13 protein-coding genes are annotated in these 16075 nt (G+C 48.0%); 7 read left to right on the top strand and 6 right to left on the bottom strand.

What is annotated here, in order from left to right:
• From VSS37_RS00765 to VSS37_RS00775, 3 genes are all read right to left on the bottom strand, one after another.
• The gene (locus tag VSS37_RS00765; RefSeq protein WP_324692691.1) at window positions 1–2949 is read right to left on the bottom strand and encodes an ATP-dependent helicase; all 2949 of its coding nucleotides are present in this window, start codon (window positions 2947–2949) and stop codon (window positions 1–3) included.
• Between the two features lie 221 nt (window positions 2950–3170).
• Window positions 3171–3989, bottom strand: a complete 819-nt coding sequence (locus VSS37_RS00770) for an ImmA/IrrE family metallo-endopeptidase (RefSeq protein ID WP_324692692.1) — start codon at window positions 3987–3989, stop codon at window positions 3171–3173.
• Entirely contained in the window at window positions 3967–4302 is a 336-nt protein-coding gene (locus VSS37_RS00775; RefSeq protein ID WP_324692693.1) for a helix-turn-helix domain-containing protein, read from the bottom strand. Before VSS37_RS00775 ends, VSS37_RS00770 begins: the two co-directional genes overlap by 23 nt.
• Window positions 4303–4611: 309 nt before the next feature.
• On the opposite strand from VSS37_RS00775, the gene VSS37_RS00780 reads away from it, so the two are divergent.
• From VSS37_RS00780 to VSS37_RS00795, 4 genes are all read left to right on the top strand, one after another.
• Window positions 4612–5505 (top strand): multiubiquitin domain-containing protein, encoded by an 894-nt coding sequence (locus VSS37_RS00780; RefSeq protein ID WP_324692694.1) that lies wholly within the window; start codon window positions 4612–4614, stop codon window positions 5503–5505.
• A gap of 9 nt (window positions 5506–5514) precedes the next feature.
• The gene (locus tag VSS37_RS00785; protein WP_324692695.1) at window positions 5515–6867 is read left to right on the top strand and encodes a HesA/MoeB/ThiF family protein; all 1353 of its coding nucleotides are present in this window, start codon (window positions 5515–5517) and stop codon (window positions 6865–6867) included.
• Window positions 6868–7246: 379 nt separating this feature from the next.
• On the top strand, window positions 7247–9931 hold the full coding sequence (locus tag VSS37_RS00790; protein ID WP_324692696.1) for an ATP-binding domain-containing protein: 2685 nt from the start codon (window positions 7247–7249) through the stop codon (window positions 9929–9931).
• A 460-nt stretch (window positions 9932–10391) separates the two neighbouring features.
• Complete coding sequence (locus VSS37_RS00795) at window positions 10392–10547, top strand: hypothetical protein (protein ID WP_324692697.1); 156 nt, start codon at window positions 10392–10394, stop codon at window positions 10545–10547.
• Between the two features lie 108 nt (window positions 10548–10655).
• Here VSS37_RS00795 and VSS37_RS00800 read toward each other — a convergent pair whose 3' ends face one another.
• From VSS37_RS00800 to VSS37_RS00805, 3 genes are read right to left on the bottom strand one after another with little or no spacing between them, the layout of a single operon-like run.
• The gene (locus tag VSS37_RS00800; RefSeq protein ID WP_324692698.1) at window positions 10656–12365 is read right to left on the bottom strand and encodes a DUF2326 domain-containing protein; all 1710 of its coding nucleotides are present in this window, start codon (window positions 12363–12365) and stop codon (window positions 10656–10658) included.
• On the bottom strand, window positions 12362–12619 hold the full coding sequence (locus tag VSS37_RS21755) for an ABC-three component system middle component 6 (protein WP_375339110.1): 258 nt from the start codon (window positions 12617–12619) through the stop codon (window positions 12362–12364). Before VSS37_RS21755 ends, VSS37_RS00800 begins: the two co-directional genes overlap by 4 nt.
• Window positions 12588–13538 (bottom strand): ABC-three component system protein, encoded by a 951-nt coding sequence (locus VSS37_RS00805; protein WP_324692699.1) that lies wholly within the window; start codon window positions 13536–13538, stop codon window positions 12588–12590. Before VSS37_RS00805 ends, VSS37_RS21755 begins: the two co-directional genes overlap by 32 nt.
• Window positions 13539–13754: 216 nt before the next feature.
• On the opposite strand from VSS37_RS00805, the gene VSS37_RS00810 reads away from it, so the two are divergent.
• The 3 genes from VSS37_RS00810 (at window position 13755) to VSS37_RS00820 (ending at window position 15929) form a co-directional block, all read left to right on the top strand.
• Entirely contained in the window at window positions 13755–14336 is a 582-nt protein-coding gene (locus VSS37_RS00810) for a 3'-5' exonuclease (protein ID WP_324692700.1), read from the top strand.
• 195 nt (window positions 14337–14531) lie between these two features.
• Complete coding sequence (locus tag VSS37_RS00815; protein WP_324692701.1) at window positions 14532–15536, top strand: glycoside hydrolase family 75 protein; 1005 nt, start codon at window positions 14532–14534, stop codon at window positions 15534–15536.
• Between the two features lie 135 nt (window positions 15537–15671).
• Complete coding sequence (locus VSS37_RS00820; RefSeq protein ID WP_324692702.1) at window positions 15672–15929, top strand: hypothetical protein; 258 nt, start codon at window positions 15672–15674, stop codon at window positions 15927–15929.
• The last annotated feature ends 146 nt before the right edge of the window (window positions 15930–16075 follow it).

Here is a 16075-nt window from a genome sequence, read left to right on the forward strand (position 1 = left end):
CTACTTCCTAAACTTCCAATTCTTGTTGTCACAATACGAGCGCATATCACAGTTCACGCACAACTTCGCAGGTCGCGCCGTCATGCTGTAATCCTTCTTCTCGATACGCTCCACGATCTCATCAAAACGCCCAATAGTATCACCAATCGCACGGTCATCTTTTGCAAACGTGACATAGGGGTTGCCACTGTCCTCACCTGTGTAATACAAGTGCATACGGCTCACCTTCTGCCCAGTGCGCTCCTCCACCAAATGTGCGTAAACCTCCAACTGGTGCTTATACCGCTCCAAGTTGTTACGCTCTTTCTCCAAGTCTGGCTTTTTCTCTGACTTGAAGTCGATAATCTCCACCGTCCCGCCATCACCACGGATAAGGTCAACACTCCCCATGAGGATGTACTGATCTTTGACCAGCGAAATATCTACTTCTGCTTCCCTAATCCGATCCCAACGCCCATTTTCACGCTCGTAGTAGCGCAACACATGCCCTAACGCCGCGTGTTGCGAACTCTCCGCCAGATAAACCCGCTCTTTCTTCGATAGCATCGCGTAGTTGGTCGCAAACCACCCCTCGATGTTCTCCCGATTTACCGCTTGTTCTTCGCCCCGCAACACCGCCTTATGAATGTCCTCGATAGTTTGGTGAACCAACGTACCAAACAACATCGGGCTAACCTTGATCGGACTAAACTCCAATTCCTTGAAGAAGCGATACTGTTCCGCACAATTCTCAAATAGCGTGATATGGGAAGTGAACGAATATTCACGCTTGATGTTCATTTCCTTGACCGCCTCAAACTCCAGCGCCGCCAAATTTACCGCTTGCCAGCGCGGTAAATCATAGAAAACCTTGTCAAAATACTTGGACGGCGATTTACCACGTCCATCACGCTCCTGAGCCGCCAGCACCAGCAAGTTCTGCGCCCGCGAGAAGGCCGTGTAGTACAGTCGCCGGAAGTCAAAGCTCTTGATGTGTTCCAACGGCTCAAAGCCTGCCTTGGAGAGGTAGCCACCGTCTTCCAACAGCTCATCGAGTGCGGTGTATTGCTTGCGCGGCACGGCCTCCAACGAACCGACTACCACCACTGGAAACTCCAGCCCCTTGGACTGGTGAACCGTCAGGAACGAGATACATCCCTTGGGTGCATACTCTGACACATCTTCATACTCGTTGATGCCGCCATCGGACAAGAAACGCAGGAACTGGTTAAACAGATCGCCGATATTCTTGTCTAGCCATTGAGGGGTTAGGACGCTGATGTAATGCAGGTACTCAAACTTTGCCAACAACTGCGAGAAGGTCGCCAGATTGCGCCCCGCTCGCCCTTTGTCTACCCCATAGAGCGCGTCATCCTCAAGGAAACGTGCAAATAGTGGGAATTGTAAAAGCTGGTAGAACAGCCCCGAAAAGGCGTAGTCGGTGTTATGGGTCAATGCCATGTGCTGCTTTGCCAACGGTCTTGCCCACTCCAACAACACTTTGTTTTCCGGCTTGCGTAGCTCGTCAGTAAACGGCTTAAAACATTCTTGGTCGTAGTAGTCCCAGATGCCCAGCTTGATATTCGCATCCCACTGGCGCACTTGGGGAAACTGTGGGAACAGGAAGATCAAGGCCCCGATCATCAAACGGATCTCTTCGCGCTCAAAGAACATATTGGAACGCGGCGAGTATACCGGAATACCGTGCTCTTCCAGATAACGTGCCATCGCCAGCACCCGCTCATTCTTAACCGACTTAAACAGGAACGCGACCTGGTTCCAGTCCTCCAGCCCTGCGGTCTTCAGCCGCAGCAAGAAGGTCATTACCTCGGCGTGCCACACATGATCTTCCTTCTCTGCATCACGCGCCGCCAGCCGCACTACCGTTGGCTCTTTCGGGAACTGCGCCTGTTTTGCCTCGATCCGCTTGGGAAAGCGGAAAGTGTGTGTACCATCCGTCCACGTCTGCCCATCCATCCAGCGGTTGTAAAAGCTGATGATGTCCGGGTGAGAACGGTAGTTGGTGGATAGCATTACCTGCTTGCAGGCGTTAGCGGGAAACAATTGTGGGAATTCCAGAATATTGCGGATGGTCGCACCACGAAAACGGTACAAACCTTGGTCATCATCGCCCACCACACACAAGTTACCTTGCTCACCGGCTAACAGCAGCAAGATGCGTTCCTGAATGGTATTGGTGTCTTGGTACTCGTCTACCATCAAGTAGGAGAGTTTGCCACGCAACTGCTCCAACACAGTGGGGTGGTTCTCCAGCAAGGCCAGTGCTTCGTACTGGATACCGGAGAAGTCCAGATAGTTGTTCTCGTGTAATAATGTCTGATATTGACGGTAGCAGACAGCCAAAGCGCGGATGGCTACGTCTGGCGCACTATCTAACTCGTCTAGGTTAAGGGCTTCTTCACTGACCTTGTTGACCCACTTCAACAGTTGTTCAGACTGTTTCCAGCGTGAACTACCATGAATATCGCCGATGACCAGTTGAATATCAGGGATGTCATGGAATACCTTCATTTTCTGGTACAGGAAATATTGCTGGTCAAACTGATCCATCAGGGTGTAGTTGCGCTTGAGGCGGGTAAATTCGCGGAACTCTTCCAAGAGGCGCAGACAAATTGAGTGGAACGTCCCCAAGTACATCTCGTTGAGGTTGAACTTGATCCCCAACGCATTGAGACGGTTGGATATCCGGGTGGTAAGTTCACGAGCGGCCTTGTCGGTAAAAGTTACGACAAAGAGCGATTCGGGGGTAACATTCTTTTGGGTGATCAGATAGACGATGCGTTCAACCAACGTGTAAGTCTTACCTGAGCCGGGGCCTGCAATAATTAATACCGGCCCGTCAGTGGTCAGAATAGCTTGTTGTTGTTGCGGATTAGCGTTACTACCTAACGTAGCCGACTGCTGCGGTTGCCGGTTGGTATCGACAATCTCGATAAAATCACATTCCATGATACCCCTTGGTTTGCTCAATCAAAGCCCGATGATCAGATACCGCAAACTATAAAATTATTTACTGGATACTTGAGTGGTTATTATGGCACATAAATTACCACTCTCTCAGTGATTGTGATCACGAAACAGACAGCCAACCAGCATCAAATAATCAAGTCCCCAAAAGCTCATGGACTAAACATTTACTGCAAATCACTCTGTTCCACAGGGGTCGTGTGTTACTCGAACCAGAGTAGAGTAGTGGCATACCCGTTCTCCTGGAGGAAGGTTTCTTCCATGACACTATCAGGTGGATTTGTTGCCCTGCTTGTATCAAACCACAAGTCGGTAGCCGACTCCTGTCTATAAACAGAATTCGCAGTCATTGCCTGGATTTTTTGGCCAAGGTGGTTCGGTAATGCCGCACCTTTATCAGTCTGCATCCAGAAACGAAGTGCTTTATTTCTTCGGACAGCAGTAACCTCCCCATTACGACTGAACACCAATCCTAATGGGAGTAGACATAAATCTTGGTAGCGATAAACACACGCCTTAAAACTCACATCGAATCTTTCCGCAAGGTGGGCAATAGCCTTGCAATCTGGGGTTTGGGGACAGTCAGGATGTGTCGTGAAGTATTGCCGTGGCATCAGCAATTCGGCAGCAAATTCGTTGGCCTCAACTTCAACCCGTTGAGAGTCAGTCAGCCCACCACTGTACGAGGACATATGCAAGTCTCTGCTCAAACATTCCATGTGGTGGTTATGCTTGGGTAGCATGAAATGTCCCAGTTCATGTCCAAGAGTGAACCTTTGCCGTTGTAGTGGCAATGATTTGGAGTTGATGAGGATTGCACCTTCAGTTTTCTCTGCGTTGGCAACAAGCCCTCCTTCCAGACTTGCTAGTGGCTGATGTCGAATTTCAACTATTCCGGCTGCTTTAGCAATCTCATCCAATGGGACAGGCAGATCCATACGAGGATTCTGCCTGAAAATTTCGGCTACGATTTCTTCGGGGTGAGTGAAGTCTGCAAACTCAATCAGTTCCAGTTTTACCATTCTTACGGCTAAGCACCTCTGCAAGTGAGAGCAGAGCTTTCCTATCACCCTCTGTCAGATTTTTGTCCGCAATTTGCCGGGCAAAAGTCTGGGCAATATCAAGTTCTTCTCGATCTTTAAGTTCTGCGAGGTAGTCTAAACTGACATCATAGTACATGGCTAATTTTTTCAACAAGTCGATGGACGGGTTCTTGGTTGTTCCCCTTTCCAGTTCCCATATGTGCGGTTTGGATGCTCCGACTGAATCTGCGACGGCCTGAAGTGATACTTCCCGTCCTAGCCGCAACTCCTTTAAACGTGTTCCCAGTGACATATCCCGCCCTCCTCGTGTGTATTGATAGATCTAACGTCATTGTATATATGCAGTTTGACAATGACAATGAGTTTGATTAGTCTAGTGTCTGAATGGATATACCTATCGAAGACAGGAACAGGGAGTTTCATTGATTGGGCAAACTTGGCATGTAGCCAAAAAAGGGAGGATGTATGAATTACGAAAAATAGAAGCGGACAAACCAAGAGGCTTGTCCGCTGGTGATGAGTAGGTACGTTACCAACTCACCGGGTGTAGGAACCTTCGAGTGTAGTACCTGCTCATCTCTCGTTCAAGAACTCTTGATAAGTGGATCATTATTTTCCTTATTTAGAGATCATCAATATGCAAATAAGCATTAGCGTGGATGGCTGCACGCTTAAAACAGCCGCTGGTCTTGTCAAAGGTGCGGAACTGCGCACTTTGGCGAACATCCCTCCCGATGAGCATCTGGTTATCAACCGGGCACATGCCCTTGATGTGCCAGTGAAAGATAGCGACTATCTGGTTCTCACTGGTGACGAACAACTGGTAACAGGTCGCAATAGTCACATGCTTCCTGACAATCCTTGCCTTGGCAAGCCCATCACGATCACAGTCAATGACACCCCATTTGAGCTGAAACACGCGAAAGTGACACTGGCAGATTTGCGTGAATTGGCCGGTGCTGATGCTACCGATGGCGTTTTCTTGGAAATGCCCCAAAGTGCGGACGAGCCACTGGCAAATGTGGAACGCCTTGTTGTCCAAGATGGTGATGCTTTCATTACCGTGCCGTGCGGAAATGTAGGAGACCACAACACTACAGGTGTTGGCGTTCTGCATGACGTTCATCATGACTTCCAGCAACTCCAGCAACACTACCCATCAGCGGAGATCCATCCAGATGGGGCGGGGCATCTGGTGGTTATTCGTGGAGTGCCTCTTCCCACCCACTGGTCTAGCGAGACGGTGGACATGCTTTTCCCTGTTTCTAACCTGTATCCACAGACTGCACTGGATATGTTCTGGGTTTCCCCCAAACTGTCACTGAAGGATGGTAGACAACCAGAGAATGCTGTCAGTTTTGACCGCCAGTATTTGGGGGGAACATGGCAAGGCTTTTCTTGGCACTACCCACCCGCTAATCCGTGGATGCCAGGCAAATGCAATTTGCTGTCACACCTACGTTTCTCCCTGTCACGTCTTCACCAGAACCGTTAAGGGGGTAACATGGTTAGCATGAGGCTTTTGCCGGAGCATTACATCCGGCTTAAAGCTCAGTTGACCAGTGATAACAGTGTAGAACAAGGATGTTTTGCACTGTCTCATCATGTCAATCTGGGCAACGAGACCCTACTATTAATAACAGACATTATTCCGCTCACCCCTGATGACTTTGCAGAACAGAAAGATGACTTCCTTTCTGTAAAGCCAGAAGTGATGTTGCGAATAGCCCGCATCGCACAGAAGGCTGGCAAAGCTGTGTGTATGATTCATACTCACCCCTACACCATTGGGCAAGTACGGTTCTCTCGTGCAGATGATATTGGAAATGAACGCACCTTTGATTTCTTCAACCGGATGTTGCAGGGGAAATTAAATTCATGCTTGGTATTCAGCGGGGATATGCATTCATTTGAAGGTCGTGTTTATCCTATCCAGCAGGCATGGCGACCTATTGAGACACTTACTGTTGTGGGTACTCCCCATTTTCGGTTGGTGGATGAACCAATATCAGAAAGCTTTGATCGGCAAGCCCGTCTGTTAGGCAGGAAAGGGCAGGGCATTCTTGGACAACTTTCTGTCGGAATCATTGGTGCGGGAGGAATTGGCTCAAACATCGCAGCTATACTGGCTCAGTCTGGTATAGGGAAACTGGTCTTAGTGGATCACGATGTCATTGAAACCAGCAATCTACCCCGCATCATTGGCGCAATACCACGAGATGCCCAAGAAAATCATCTCAAGGTAAACGTGGTGGCCCGTTATGTAAACACCGTGACCCCTGGCTGCAAAGTAGAAACCTATCCGTGCAGGGTACAGGATGTCGGAATGGCATTAGCAACGGTAGATGTTCTGATCTGTGCAACCGATGATGCCCGAAGCAGGGTCTTCCTGAACCAGCACTGCTGGCAATATTACATTCCATTGATGGATTTGGGCGTCCAGTTCGTGGCAGATGAAACATCTGGGGAACTCGTTAATGAAATCGGCAAGGTCAACTGGATCGTGCCGGGTACGACTTGCTTATGGTGTACTGGTCATGTTTCCAGTGAGTTGCTGAGACGAGAGACTTTATCCCCTGAAGCTGCGGCGCAAGAGGCGAAGGCAGGTTATATCCGTAACATGGACATACCGGAACCCTCCATGATGGCGTACAACATGCAGATAGCCGCCAGAGGCGCACAGACCTTGATTGGTAACATGACTGGCTTGGCTCCATCAGCCCCAGATGTTATGGAAAACTTCTACTTTCTCGGTCTGAACGGCAGGAAACATCATCAGCTTGTCCGTAAACGGCAAGAAGAGGGCTGTTGGTTATGCAATTCCCAGTCTCCCTACCTTGGAGCTGGCATGATGTGATGTTGGCATGGCTCATCCCTCCCTCGCGGGATGAGCCATCAAGCCCCCTCTCGCCACTCTGGGAAAATATACGGAGCGAACTTGACCCAAACAAGCGTGCAATAAGTTTAATCGTGAAATCACCACATTATTCTATCAGTAATACATTCTGTTCAGTTATATTCAAAAATTATAAGACAGCATCAGTTTTGATCATCAGTAAGCGGAAAGCCATGGTTATCATTTGGGTCTGGCAGGCTCAGAGAAACATTCATGGTGGGAAGATTTGTTGTGTAGCACCTCCCACCAGCAAACGATCTCCCTGCCATGTAGGAAGAGCAAATTTGCTTCACACAGGTTGACTGCCGGACAAATCCGGGGAAAGGAGAAGGGTAGCTGAATGACAGACCAACAACACATTAAGGTCATCGCTGAAGAGGCGTTACACACTTTCGACGAAATCGCCGCCAAAGCCGAGCTTGGCTATAAAGCCGCTTGTAGCAATGCTTGCGAGGCTCCGTTTGCCAGTGTCAATTCATTCACCACGCCTAATGCTGCCAACAGAATAGGGCAGATATTCAGTAGCAATAGAGAAGGCTATCACCTACTACTGAAAGAACCTGCTATAGCCCGAATAGTCGTTGAGGATGAAGATGGCCACCAACGGACTATCTACATCTCCCGCAAATATACCGTACCGATGGGTGACTCCATCGAGTTAGCCAGTTACAAAACAGCATTTGGACGTTTAGCTGCCCTTGATGTCTGCGATGAACTTACAGTTGAGATAGGCGACCAGAAAACAACCTTTACGTTACTGGAAAAATCGGGATTTAGGCCAGTCTCGCGTGATAACAAATGGGATTCTGAACGCAGTGTTTTTGAAGGGGAGGATTACGGCCCAATAACCGTTTCATCCCTACTCGACTGGTTGAGCAGCCAAGGGTTCACTGATAGTGCCGCCGAACTTGAAGCTTTACTTGCTGGTTCAGGCGAAGTAGAACTTCTGGAAGGGCTGCACCATGAAGTCCGTATCTCTATGGGATTGCGGGATCAGCCTATACTGGACAAATTCCAGGATGAAATATTCCGACTACCCTTGGACAGCCAGCTCTTGATATTGGGGCCACCCGGTACAGGGAAAACAACCACACTGATACGCCGCCTAGGACAAAAAATCGACCCAGAACTATTGGACAGCTACGAAAAAGCCAAAGTCCGTAAAATCATGGACAGCAAGGTGGATTATTCAAGCCACTGGCTGATGTTCACTCCCACTGATCTGCTGAAGCATTATGTGAAAGAGGCGTTCAACCGGGAACAGATCCCCGCATCCGACCAACGTATCCGAACCTGGGATTCTTACCGGAGTGAGTTGGCTCGTAATGTGTTGGGAATCCTGCAATCTGCCACTGCTGAAGGAAAGTTTATTTACAAACCGAATTTGCAGTTACTGCTCTTAGCAGTAGGCACGTACCCCAATGAATGGTTTGATAGTTTTAGTCAGTTCCATGCTGAAAGGATTTATGGTCAGTTACAGCAAGGCATCAGCCTGCTCAAATCTCTCCGCACAGAGAGTAATGCCTCCATTATCGACAAGCTAGAGACAATAGTCTCTGATGCAACACCTGCCACCCTCATCAGAGCTTACCAAGCTATCGAACCGGTTGAGGCCGATATTGCCAAACTCCTGACCAACCTAAAATCAGTCTCAGACAAAAATATCCGTACAGGTCTAGTCACCTCATTTAACAAAAACAAGAAGTTTTTGCGGGAGCTGGCGACATTCCTTGATGACCTCAAGGCAGATGAGGAAAGTGAAGATAATGATGAAGACTTCGATGATGAGAATGTGGAAAACCTCCCGTCTACCACGACGACCTCTGAACAAAAAGCAGAAAAAGCCTATAACCAGGTTATCCGTAGTCTGGCTCGATACAAATTCCTCAAACGCAACATTCCCAAAGGAAGCCGTCTAGCCAAAATACAGAATTGGTTAGCGGACAACCTTCCATCTGACAAGATGTTAGTCACGATAGGGGAAAACATCGCCACACAGAATGGGTTACGCCGCTTTGTGAACCCATCAAGACGATACATATCTGATGTTCCTGCAAGTTATCGTGAATTCCGCAAACAGTCATTCAAAGACCGGAACTGGTATCAATCCTTACCCGACAACAACAAGCATATTGGATCCATGGAGCTGGATGGAATCATTCTATTGATGCTGAAAAATACCCGCTCCATGCTATCCCAGTCTTACGTCAGTAGAAATGTTGAGCAACCACGCTATTCACTGGTGAAAATAATTTCAGACCGATTCCAAAGCCAAGTTCTGGTAGATGAGGCCACTGACTTTTCATCTATACAGCTTGCCTGCATGGCAAACCTGACACATATGGAGACCAATTCCTTTTTTGCTTGTGGTGACTTTAACCAGCGAATCACGACCTGGGGTGTAAGAAGTCTTGACCAGGTAAACTGGGTATCTAAGGGCATCAATATCAAGCAAGTTCAAGCCGTATACCGTCAAAGCCAGAAACTAAACAAATTTTCTTCCCACTTACTTCAGGTCATGGGTGGTGAAACTGAAAATAGGGGTTCTGTTCCTACCCATGCAATGCACACTGGCTTTGAACCTGTTCTGGTCGAGGGATGTTCTGAAAACAAGCTGGTTGTCAAATGGCTAAGCGAGCGCATTCAGGAGGTGGAACGCAGCGTAAGACAAATGCCGACCATTGCTGTTCTTGTGAACCATGAAGATGAAGTAAAACCTGTCGCTGAAGCCCTCAACGAACTACTGGAGGATGTCAATCTGAAGGCTGTGGCTTGCACCGAAGGTAAATCGTTAGGGGAAGGAACGGAAGTCCGCGTATTTGATGTCCAGCACATTAAAGGGTTGGAATTTGAGGCTGTGTTTTTTGTCGGGATTGATCGGCTGGCTGCACAAATCCCGGATCTGTTTGGCAAGTATCTCTATGTTGGTGCAACCCGTGCCGCCACGTATTTTGGCATGACTTGCGACAACAAGCTGCCTGAAGTTATAGAGCCATTGAGAGACTCTTTCAGGGAACACTGGTGATACCCATCCAAGCGGAGCGCGGCAGAGGCCAGGGATGCGCAAGGCTTGTCCCGCCTTCGGCGGGATGAGCGTACAGCGAACCTGTAGCAGCCCGTTCACGCAGTGAGGCCCATCACTTCCCACCTTGCCAAAAACCTATACAATACCCCCTGCAATAACGACCACACCCAAGGGCAATCATGTATCTGGAAAACGGCACACTCGTTTACTCCCCCTCTGACATTACCACCTTCATGGCAAGCCCCTTTGCCTCTTGGATGGAACGCCTTGTCCTTGAATACCCTGACAACTCCCCCGAACCAGACCCAGCCGATGAACTCGGTGGTGTCCTCCAGCAACGCGGCCTGCAACACGAAGCCCACCAGCTCCAGCGATTCCTAGAACAAGGCTTCACAGACTGTGCGTAACTACTTTTCTATTCCTGAAGGAAAATGGTAGCTATGTCATTGTAGAAGTGAAAATGGAGAATATGATTGATGCCCTGGTAATACAAACCAAACAGGAATTTGCAGAACAGATGGCGGTGGCCAGCGGCATGACTTACCGACAAACCAAGGGATCGGATACGAAAAAACGGCGGTATATGGTCTTTCTCTGGCTAGTGGCTACAATTTGAAATCTGATATTATTCAACTTTTTGATATTTAAAAGATAAAAAATTTACGATTGTAGTTATAGTCATCATTCATCGAGGCACTATAAGCAGTTGTTGTGAAGATGAAAATCATGTCGGCTTACCAAAATGAATGCCAAGAAGCCGGTTTTCTGGGGTATCACCTCGAAGGGTTAGCTTCACTGAAGAACGCAGTACAGATTGTTCAGATTCAGAAAGGAAATCCGCCATCGCATCAAAGTTTTCAGTATTCAGGGAAGCAATATACTGTTTCCCTGAGCCTTTGATTGAGTCCATTACATAGCTAAACCAACGAGCTCTAGGACGAGGATCAATGTCTGCAAACAAACGATTATCATGCCAGAGAAAATCCATCGAATGGTTGGCTCCATACATGAGAAACACCCAATCAAGACAAAGAATACGAGCAGAATTTATACCGTCAGAATCATCCCCCGTGATCTGCACATCCAGATTATATCTCAACTGGTTATCACCAAGATTATTCTTTAATACAAGACCTGACGGATGCCTTGGGTAAAGTAGCTCCGCCAGTTTCTTAAACTCATCATCAGCCTGCTTGATGGGATTTGTACGAACATAATTGAATGCTAGCTTATCTTCAGAAAGCCGTTTCTCTTTCACCATTTGAGAACGCTCCTGAAGCTTATCGGAAAAAGTTAGGAACTCGTCCAAACGTGCTCTTTCTTCCTTGTATGACGCCAATATATTGGCTGTTGCAGCATACTCGTCTAATGCACGCTTTCCATGTAGAAGTTGCATCTGTTTGTCCCGCTCTCTTGCTATGTCCCGCCACTCGCTTTCCAATTGGTCTAGCTCTTTGGACAATCCCAAACGATCTTGTTCTAACCTCTTTTGGCGATTCGCAGACAAACCATTGTGGAACCGCTCAACTGCCTCGAAATGCTCAAGAATCTCGTCTCTGAAAATTGACTGCAATCCTTCGTACAACGCAAGTAGATCTCCTCTTGATATATCAGGCTGTTGAGTAAGTGATTTTTCAATGCCAGCTAACTGGAAGCGAATAATCTCCTTATTTTTCTCATTTTCTCGTAGCTTCTTCGTCAGATTTTCAGCAACCTGCTCTATCTGGCGATAGTCCTCTGCAACCTGAAACTGACTAAGATCTTTTATAAGTTTCTCAATTTCTTTGCCCAACCATTCGATACGCACCTGAGGGTTTGCACCAGTACGAAATACTTCCCTAAGGAATTTATCACCCTTCAAATTAGTGACGGTTTGCTTAATCTGATCAAGCTCCTGCTTTGATGAACGCTTACTAAATACCAACGAGAATTCTGCCCCAAGAAGATACAATGATCGCAGCAATCCATCATATTCAGACTCTTTGCGTGTCTGTAATGGGTTGGTGCAATCATCCCTGTGATACCTTGCAAACCGTGTAAAAAGGGATCGAAAGGTTAGACGTTCAACAGTATCATCAAGCTTAAACGGCCCCCTGTCATTGAGCCACCGTCTGAAGGCTGCTAGAGCAATCTTCTGCCCATTCAAGAACAGCTCCTTACCATCACCACTTCTCTCGACAGTATAAATATCCTGTCCCAGTGAAAAATCCAATCTGAACATCCAGTCTGGAACAGACGCAGCCAGCTTGGAATCAGCATTAGCCCCCAAGCAATGGTGAACCAACCCCAGTGATAGGGTCTTTCCTACACCATTACTACTACCATCCTGCGAATTTCTGCTAGACGCATCCCCGACAATCAAAGTGAGTCCCTCTGAGTTAAACCTCAGAGTCTTGAACGAGGGTTGATCACAAGACAGTTTGAGCAACTTCATGAGCTTTTCACCCTGATACGACCGCCGACAACTTGCTCAACTTGCTTGATCGCAAACAAAACATCTATTGCCAAAACAAAGTGTGTAAAACAGGGGATCCCTGGCCACTGGGTTGAGGAACGATCGAAATCAGCCCATAACTCATCTATCGTTCTGGGTTCTACCATCAGCGTCCTCAAATGTCCTGCAAGAGCAATGATTGAGTCACTAAATCTGACGTGTTTATGCGGCACTAGCGCACTCTGGATGTTCATAGACGTCACACGTTTCAAAGTACTTAGAAATCACAACCTGGGCAGCTTCCCTATAAGCCTTCATGCTATGAGGGTGCTGCCTCATGGTCTCTGGTATTAATTGTTCAACCATCCACACATACCGAAGGTTCGCAAAACCAGTTTGTGTGCTTTGGACAACCGTCTTACTGTCTGCATACAGTTTAGACACCTCCTCCGAAATACTCTGCATAAGTCCCGGTTCCCTTTTCACCAGAAAATCATCCACAATAGAAACCTGATATTGGTACGAACGCAAGTAATCACTGACGGGAACAGTCAATCCGTTGAACTGTATCTTCTCGCAGAAGTCGGGTGCTGACTCATCCAGCAATGGAGGAAGAGAAGACGACTCATCTGCGAGATAGCTCAGCACCTCCCCAACACAACGGGCATCCAAGAAACCTGGCTTCCCTTCAGGTATCCCTCCTACAATGAAAGTTTTTTCCACATCACTTAATTCCATGAACATTCGTTCTAAGGAGCTACCTGCAAGCACCCTTGCATCCTCTAGACCATATTTCTCTTTCAATCCTTGTAAGCTACTGGCAATCGGTGCTGGTGCTCCCATGTATCTATCGTTATAGACGAAATAATAAGCTCTCACACTACTCCACTTGGCAGGAAGCTTATGAAAGTCATCAACTGCCTTATTTACTATTTCAGATAAGGATGTGCCGGAATTGGGCTTTGGACCATACACTTGATAGTAATGCCCCTTAGAAGGCACCCAACCATCGTTTCCTCCGTCCCCCCAGCTCCCCCAAGGATCAATAGACTGGAAATCATCAACAGAGTACTGAAACAGATTGTTAATCAATTGCTGGAACGATGTCCCAAAAGACTCATAGAGTTTGACCTTGAATAAGTTCCTATACCAGAAGGCAGTGTTTGTTGACACGGGGCATCATGTCCTTGAGTTCTGAGAAAATTGCACAACAGTATAAATAACAATCAATAAATCAGCCATATTAAATATACTGTAACCGAATAATCCACGCAGCACGCGGAAAAGCAAGGGATGCGTAAGGCTTGTCCCGCCTTCAGCGGGATGAGCGTACAGCGAACCTGTAGCAGCCCGTTCACGCAGTGAGACCCTCAAACCCAAGGTAACTCCATGACCACCTACGCCATCCTCGACTTTGAAACCACCGGCATGTCTCCTGACTATGGCGCTTGTCCCACTGAAATTGCTATCGTGCTGGTAAAGGATGGGCAGATTACTGACCGCTACCAAAGCCTAATGAACGGCAATACTTGGATACCGCCCTTTATCGAATCCCTGACCGGCATCACCAATGCCATGATCCGCAAAGCCCCACCCATGGACAAGGTGATGGGTGAAGCCATCGAGTTTGCAGGCAACCACCCATTGGTAGCCCACAACGCCTCTTTTGACCGCAAGTTTTGGGATGAAGCACTCACCCAACAAGGCAAGCAACGCCAGCAGGATTTTCTCTGTTCCATGCTGCTATCCAGACGGGTATTCCCCGAAGCACCCAACCATCAACTGGGAACACTGGTCAGGTTTCTCCAGCTCCCCATGTCCGGGCAGTTCCACCGTGCCTTGGCAGATGCCCAAGCCACTGCTCACCTGTTCATCAGGATGCAACAAGCCATACAGACCAAACTTAACCTGCAAGAGCTGACGTGCCAGAAACTGCTGGCAGTGCAAAAGCAAAAAATCGGCACATTTTGAATCCAAGTAGCGTATCCGGGGCTTTGCCCCAGACCCCAAGGTATTTTGACCAGGATGATGATTACATCTGTTAGGAAATCCTGCTGGTTATCAATTGTTCATTCCACATTATCGTGATATAAAATAAACAGTACAGATATTTTGCAGCTATCCTTTTTATGACTAATCCTCCAGTAAGATCGGGGGGAGGGTATTATGCGCAATTACTTGACCACGCTGGTTCTCAGTTTGTCTGTGTGCGGTTGCGCCGCAATATCGGCTCCCAATGGAAGCTCAACCGATGCTCCATCCTCGGTAACTACAGCCACCCAACCAGACCGCGTTACACGTCCCACACCGCAACCGTCTTCTCCAGACAGTAGAGAACATACAAATACAATAAGCACACCAAATCTAGCCAGCACAAATTGCAACCTTACTCAGGAATCTGTTTTTCCACACGTAGAAATAGGACAGATCCCTATTTTACGGGACAGACTAACCAATGCCGTACTGTTCTCATCCCAGATGCAGGTTGATACCGATGGTGCGCCAGATGCCTACCATCCCGATGATATTGGCATCACCCATATTTGTAATGGTGTAAACGTCAATGTCGGTGGAAGCTGGGAACCTAACTGCCTGACGAAATTCAACAGGGCAAAAGCAGAAGACTTCCAAGGATCAACCAAGATTGATTTCTTTGCAATGGCAACCGGATCAAATGGCGTTCCAATCATTCAGGGTAACAATGATCCAAAACCTGGTTACTTCGTCTCTACCTCCTCATTCAAACAACCGGGGATCAATAGGAACACACCACAGGCGCAACTCGACTCCAATACAATCCCGTATATAGTCATCCCCGGAACTTGGCAGAGGTCTTCCGCGCCGGGAGTAAAACTGGGAGATTTTGCCGTGGTTCTCAGGAAGTCGACTGGCAAGATTTCCTATGCTGTCGTTGGTGACACTGGCCCAAAGAGCAAACTGGGCGAGGGATCCGTTGCATTACATGAAGCACTTGGGAACGATCCATTCATGATGCGCTATGGAAAACGTCGGGCAATGAAAGGCATTGGCAGCAGAGATGTTCTGTACGTCATCTTTCCAAACAGCCGTAAGAGCGGCGAAGTAGTCACCAGTCAACTGGTCGATACGGAAGGCGCTAGGCTGCTTGAACAGTTCGGTGGCAAACAGAAACTGTTGAGATGTAGCCGATAGTATTGGCAGGGGGAGCGCGCCTCCTCCTCATGTAGCACACGGATAAGTCAGGAATACGTAAGGCTTGTCTGCAAGGATTGAGCGTGAGCGAAACCTGCGGCTTTCTGATTCCCAAGAATCCCCTATAATCCCCACATGAGCGAAACACCTACCCCCTACCATACCGGCAACGAGCTGGAAATTGCCCTCAAAGACCTTGAACGGATGCTTCGGGAAGTCACGGAAAACCCGGATGCCAGCATCTGGTTGCGCAAGGCCATAGCGGATCTGTGGCAACGTGACAGCATCGAGGCTCTGGAGGATCTGGCAATACTGCAAACACTGCTGCAAGCCAAGAAGAAATCCGACCTGCTGATGTTGGATCGTTGGGCAGAATCGGCTACCAAACACTAAAACTGCATTATTCGTCCGCTAACAATAGGCGTGCTGTTCGGTAGCAAACACCAGTTCAGGCAGAACCAGTTCCCATTGGTCATTGCGTAACTGTTGTCACCACCGATGTAAAACTGACCCACCCCATCAATTGAAAACTGACCCAC

Origin of the sequence: Candidatus Thiothrix phosphatis (assembly GCF_035668035.1) — a bacterium.
GTDB lineage: Bacteria > Pseudomonadota > Gammaproteobacteria > Thiotrichales > Thiotrichaceae > Thiothrix > Thiothrix phosphatis.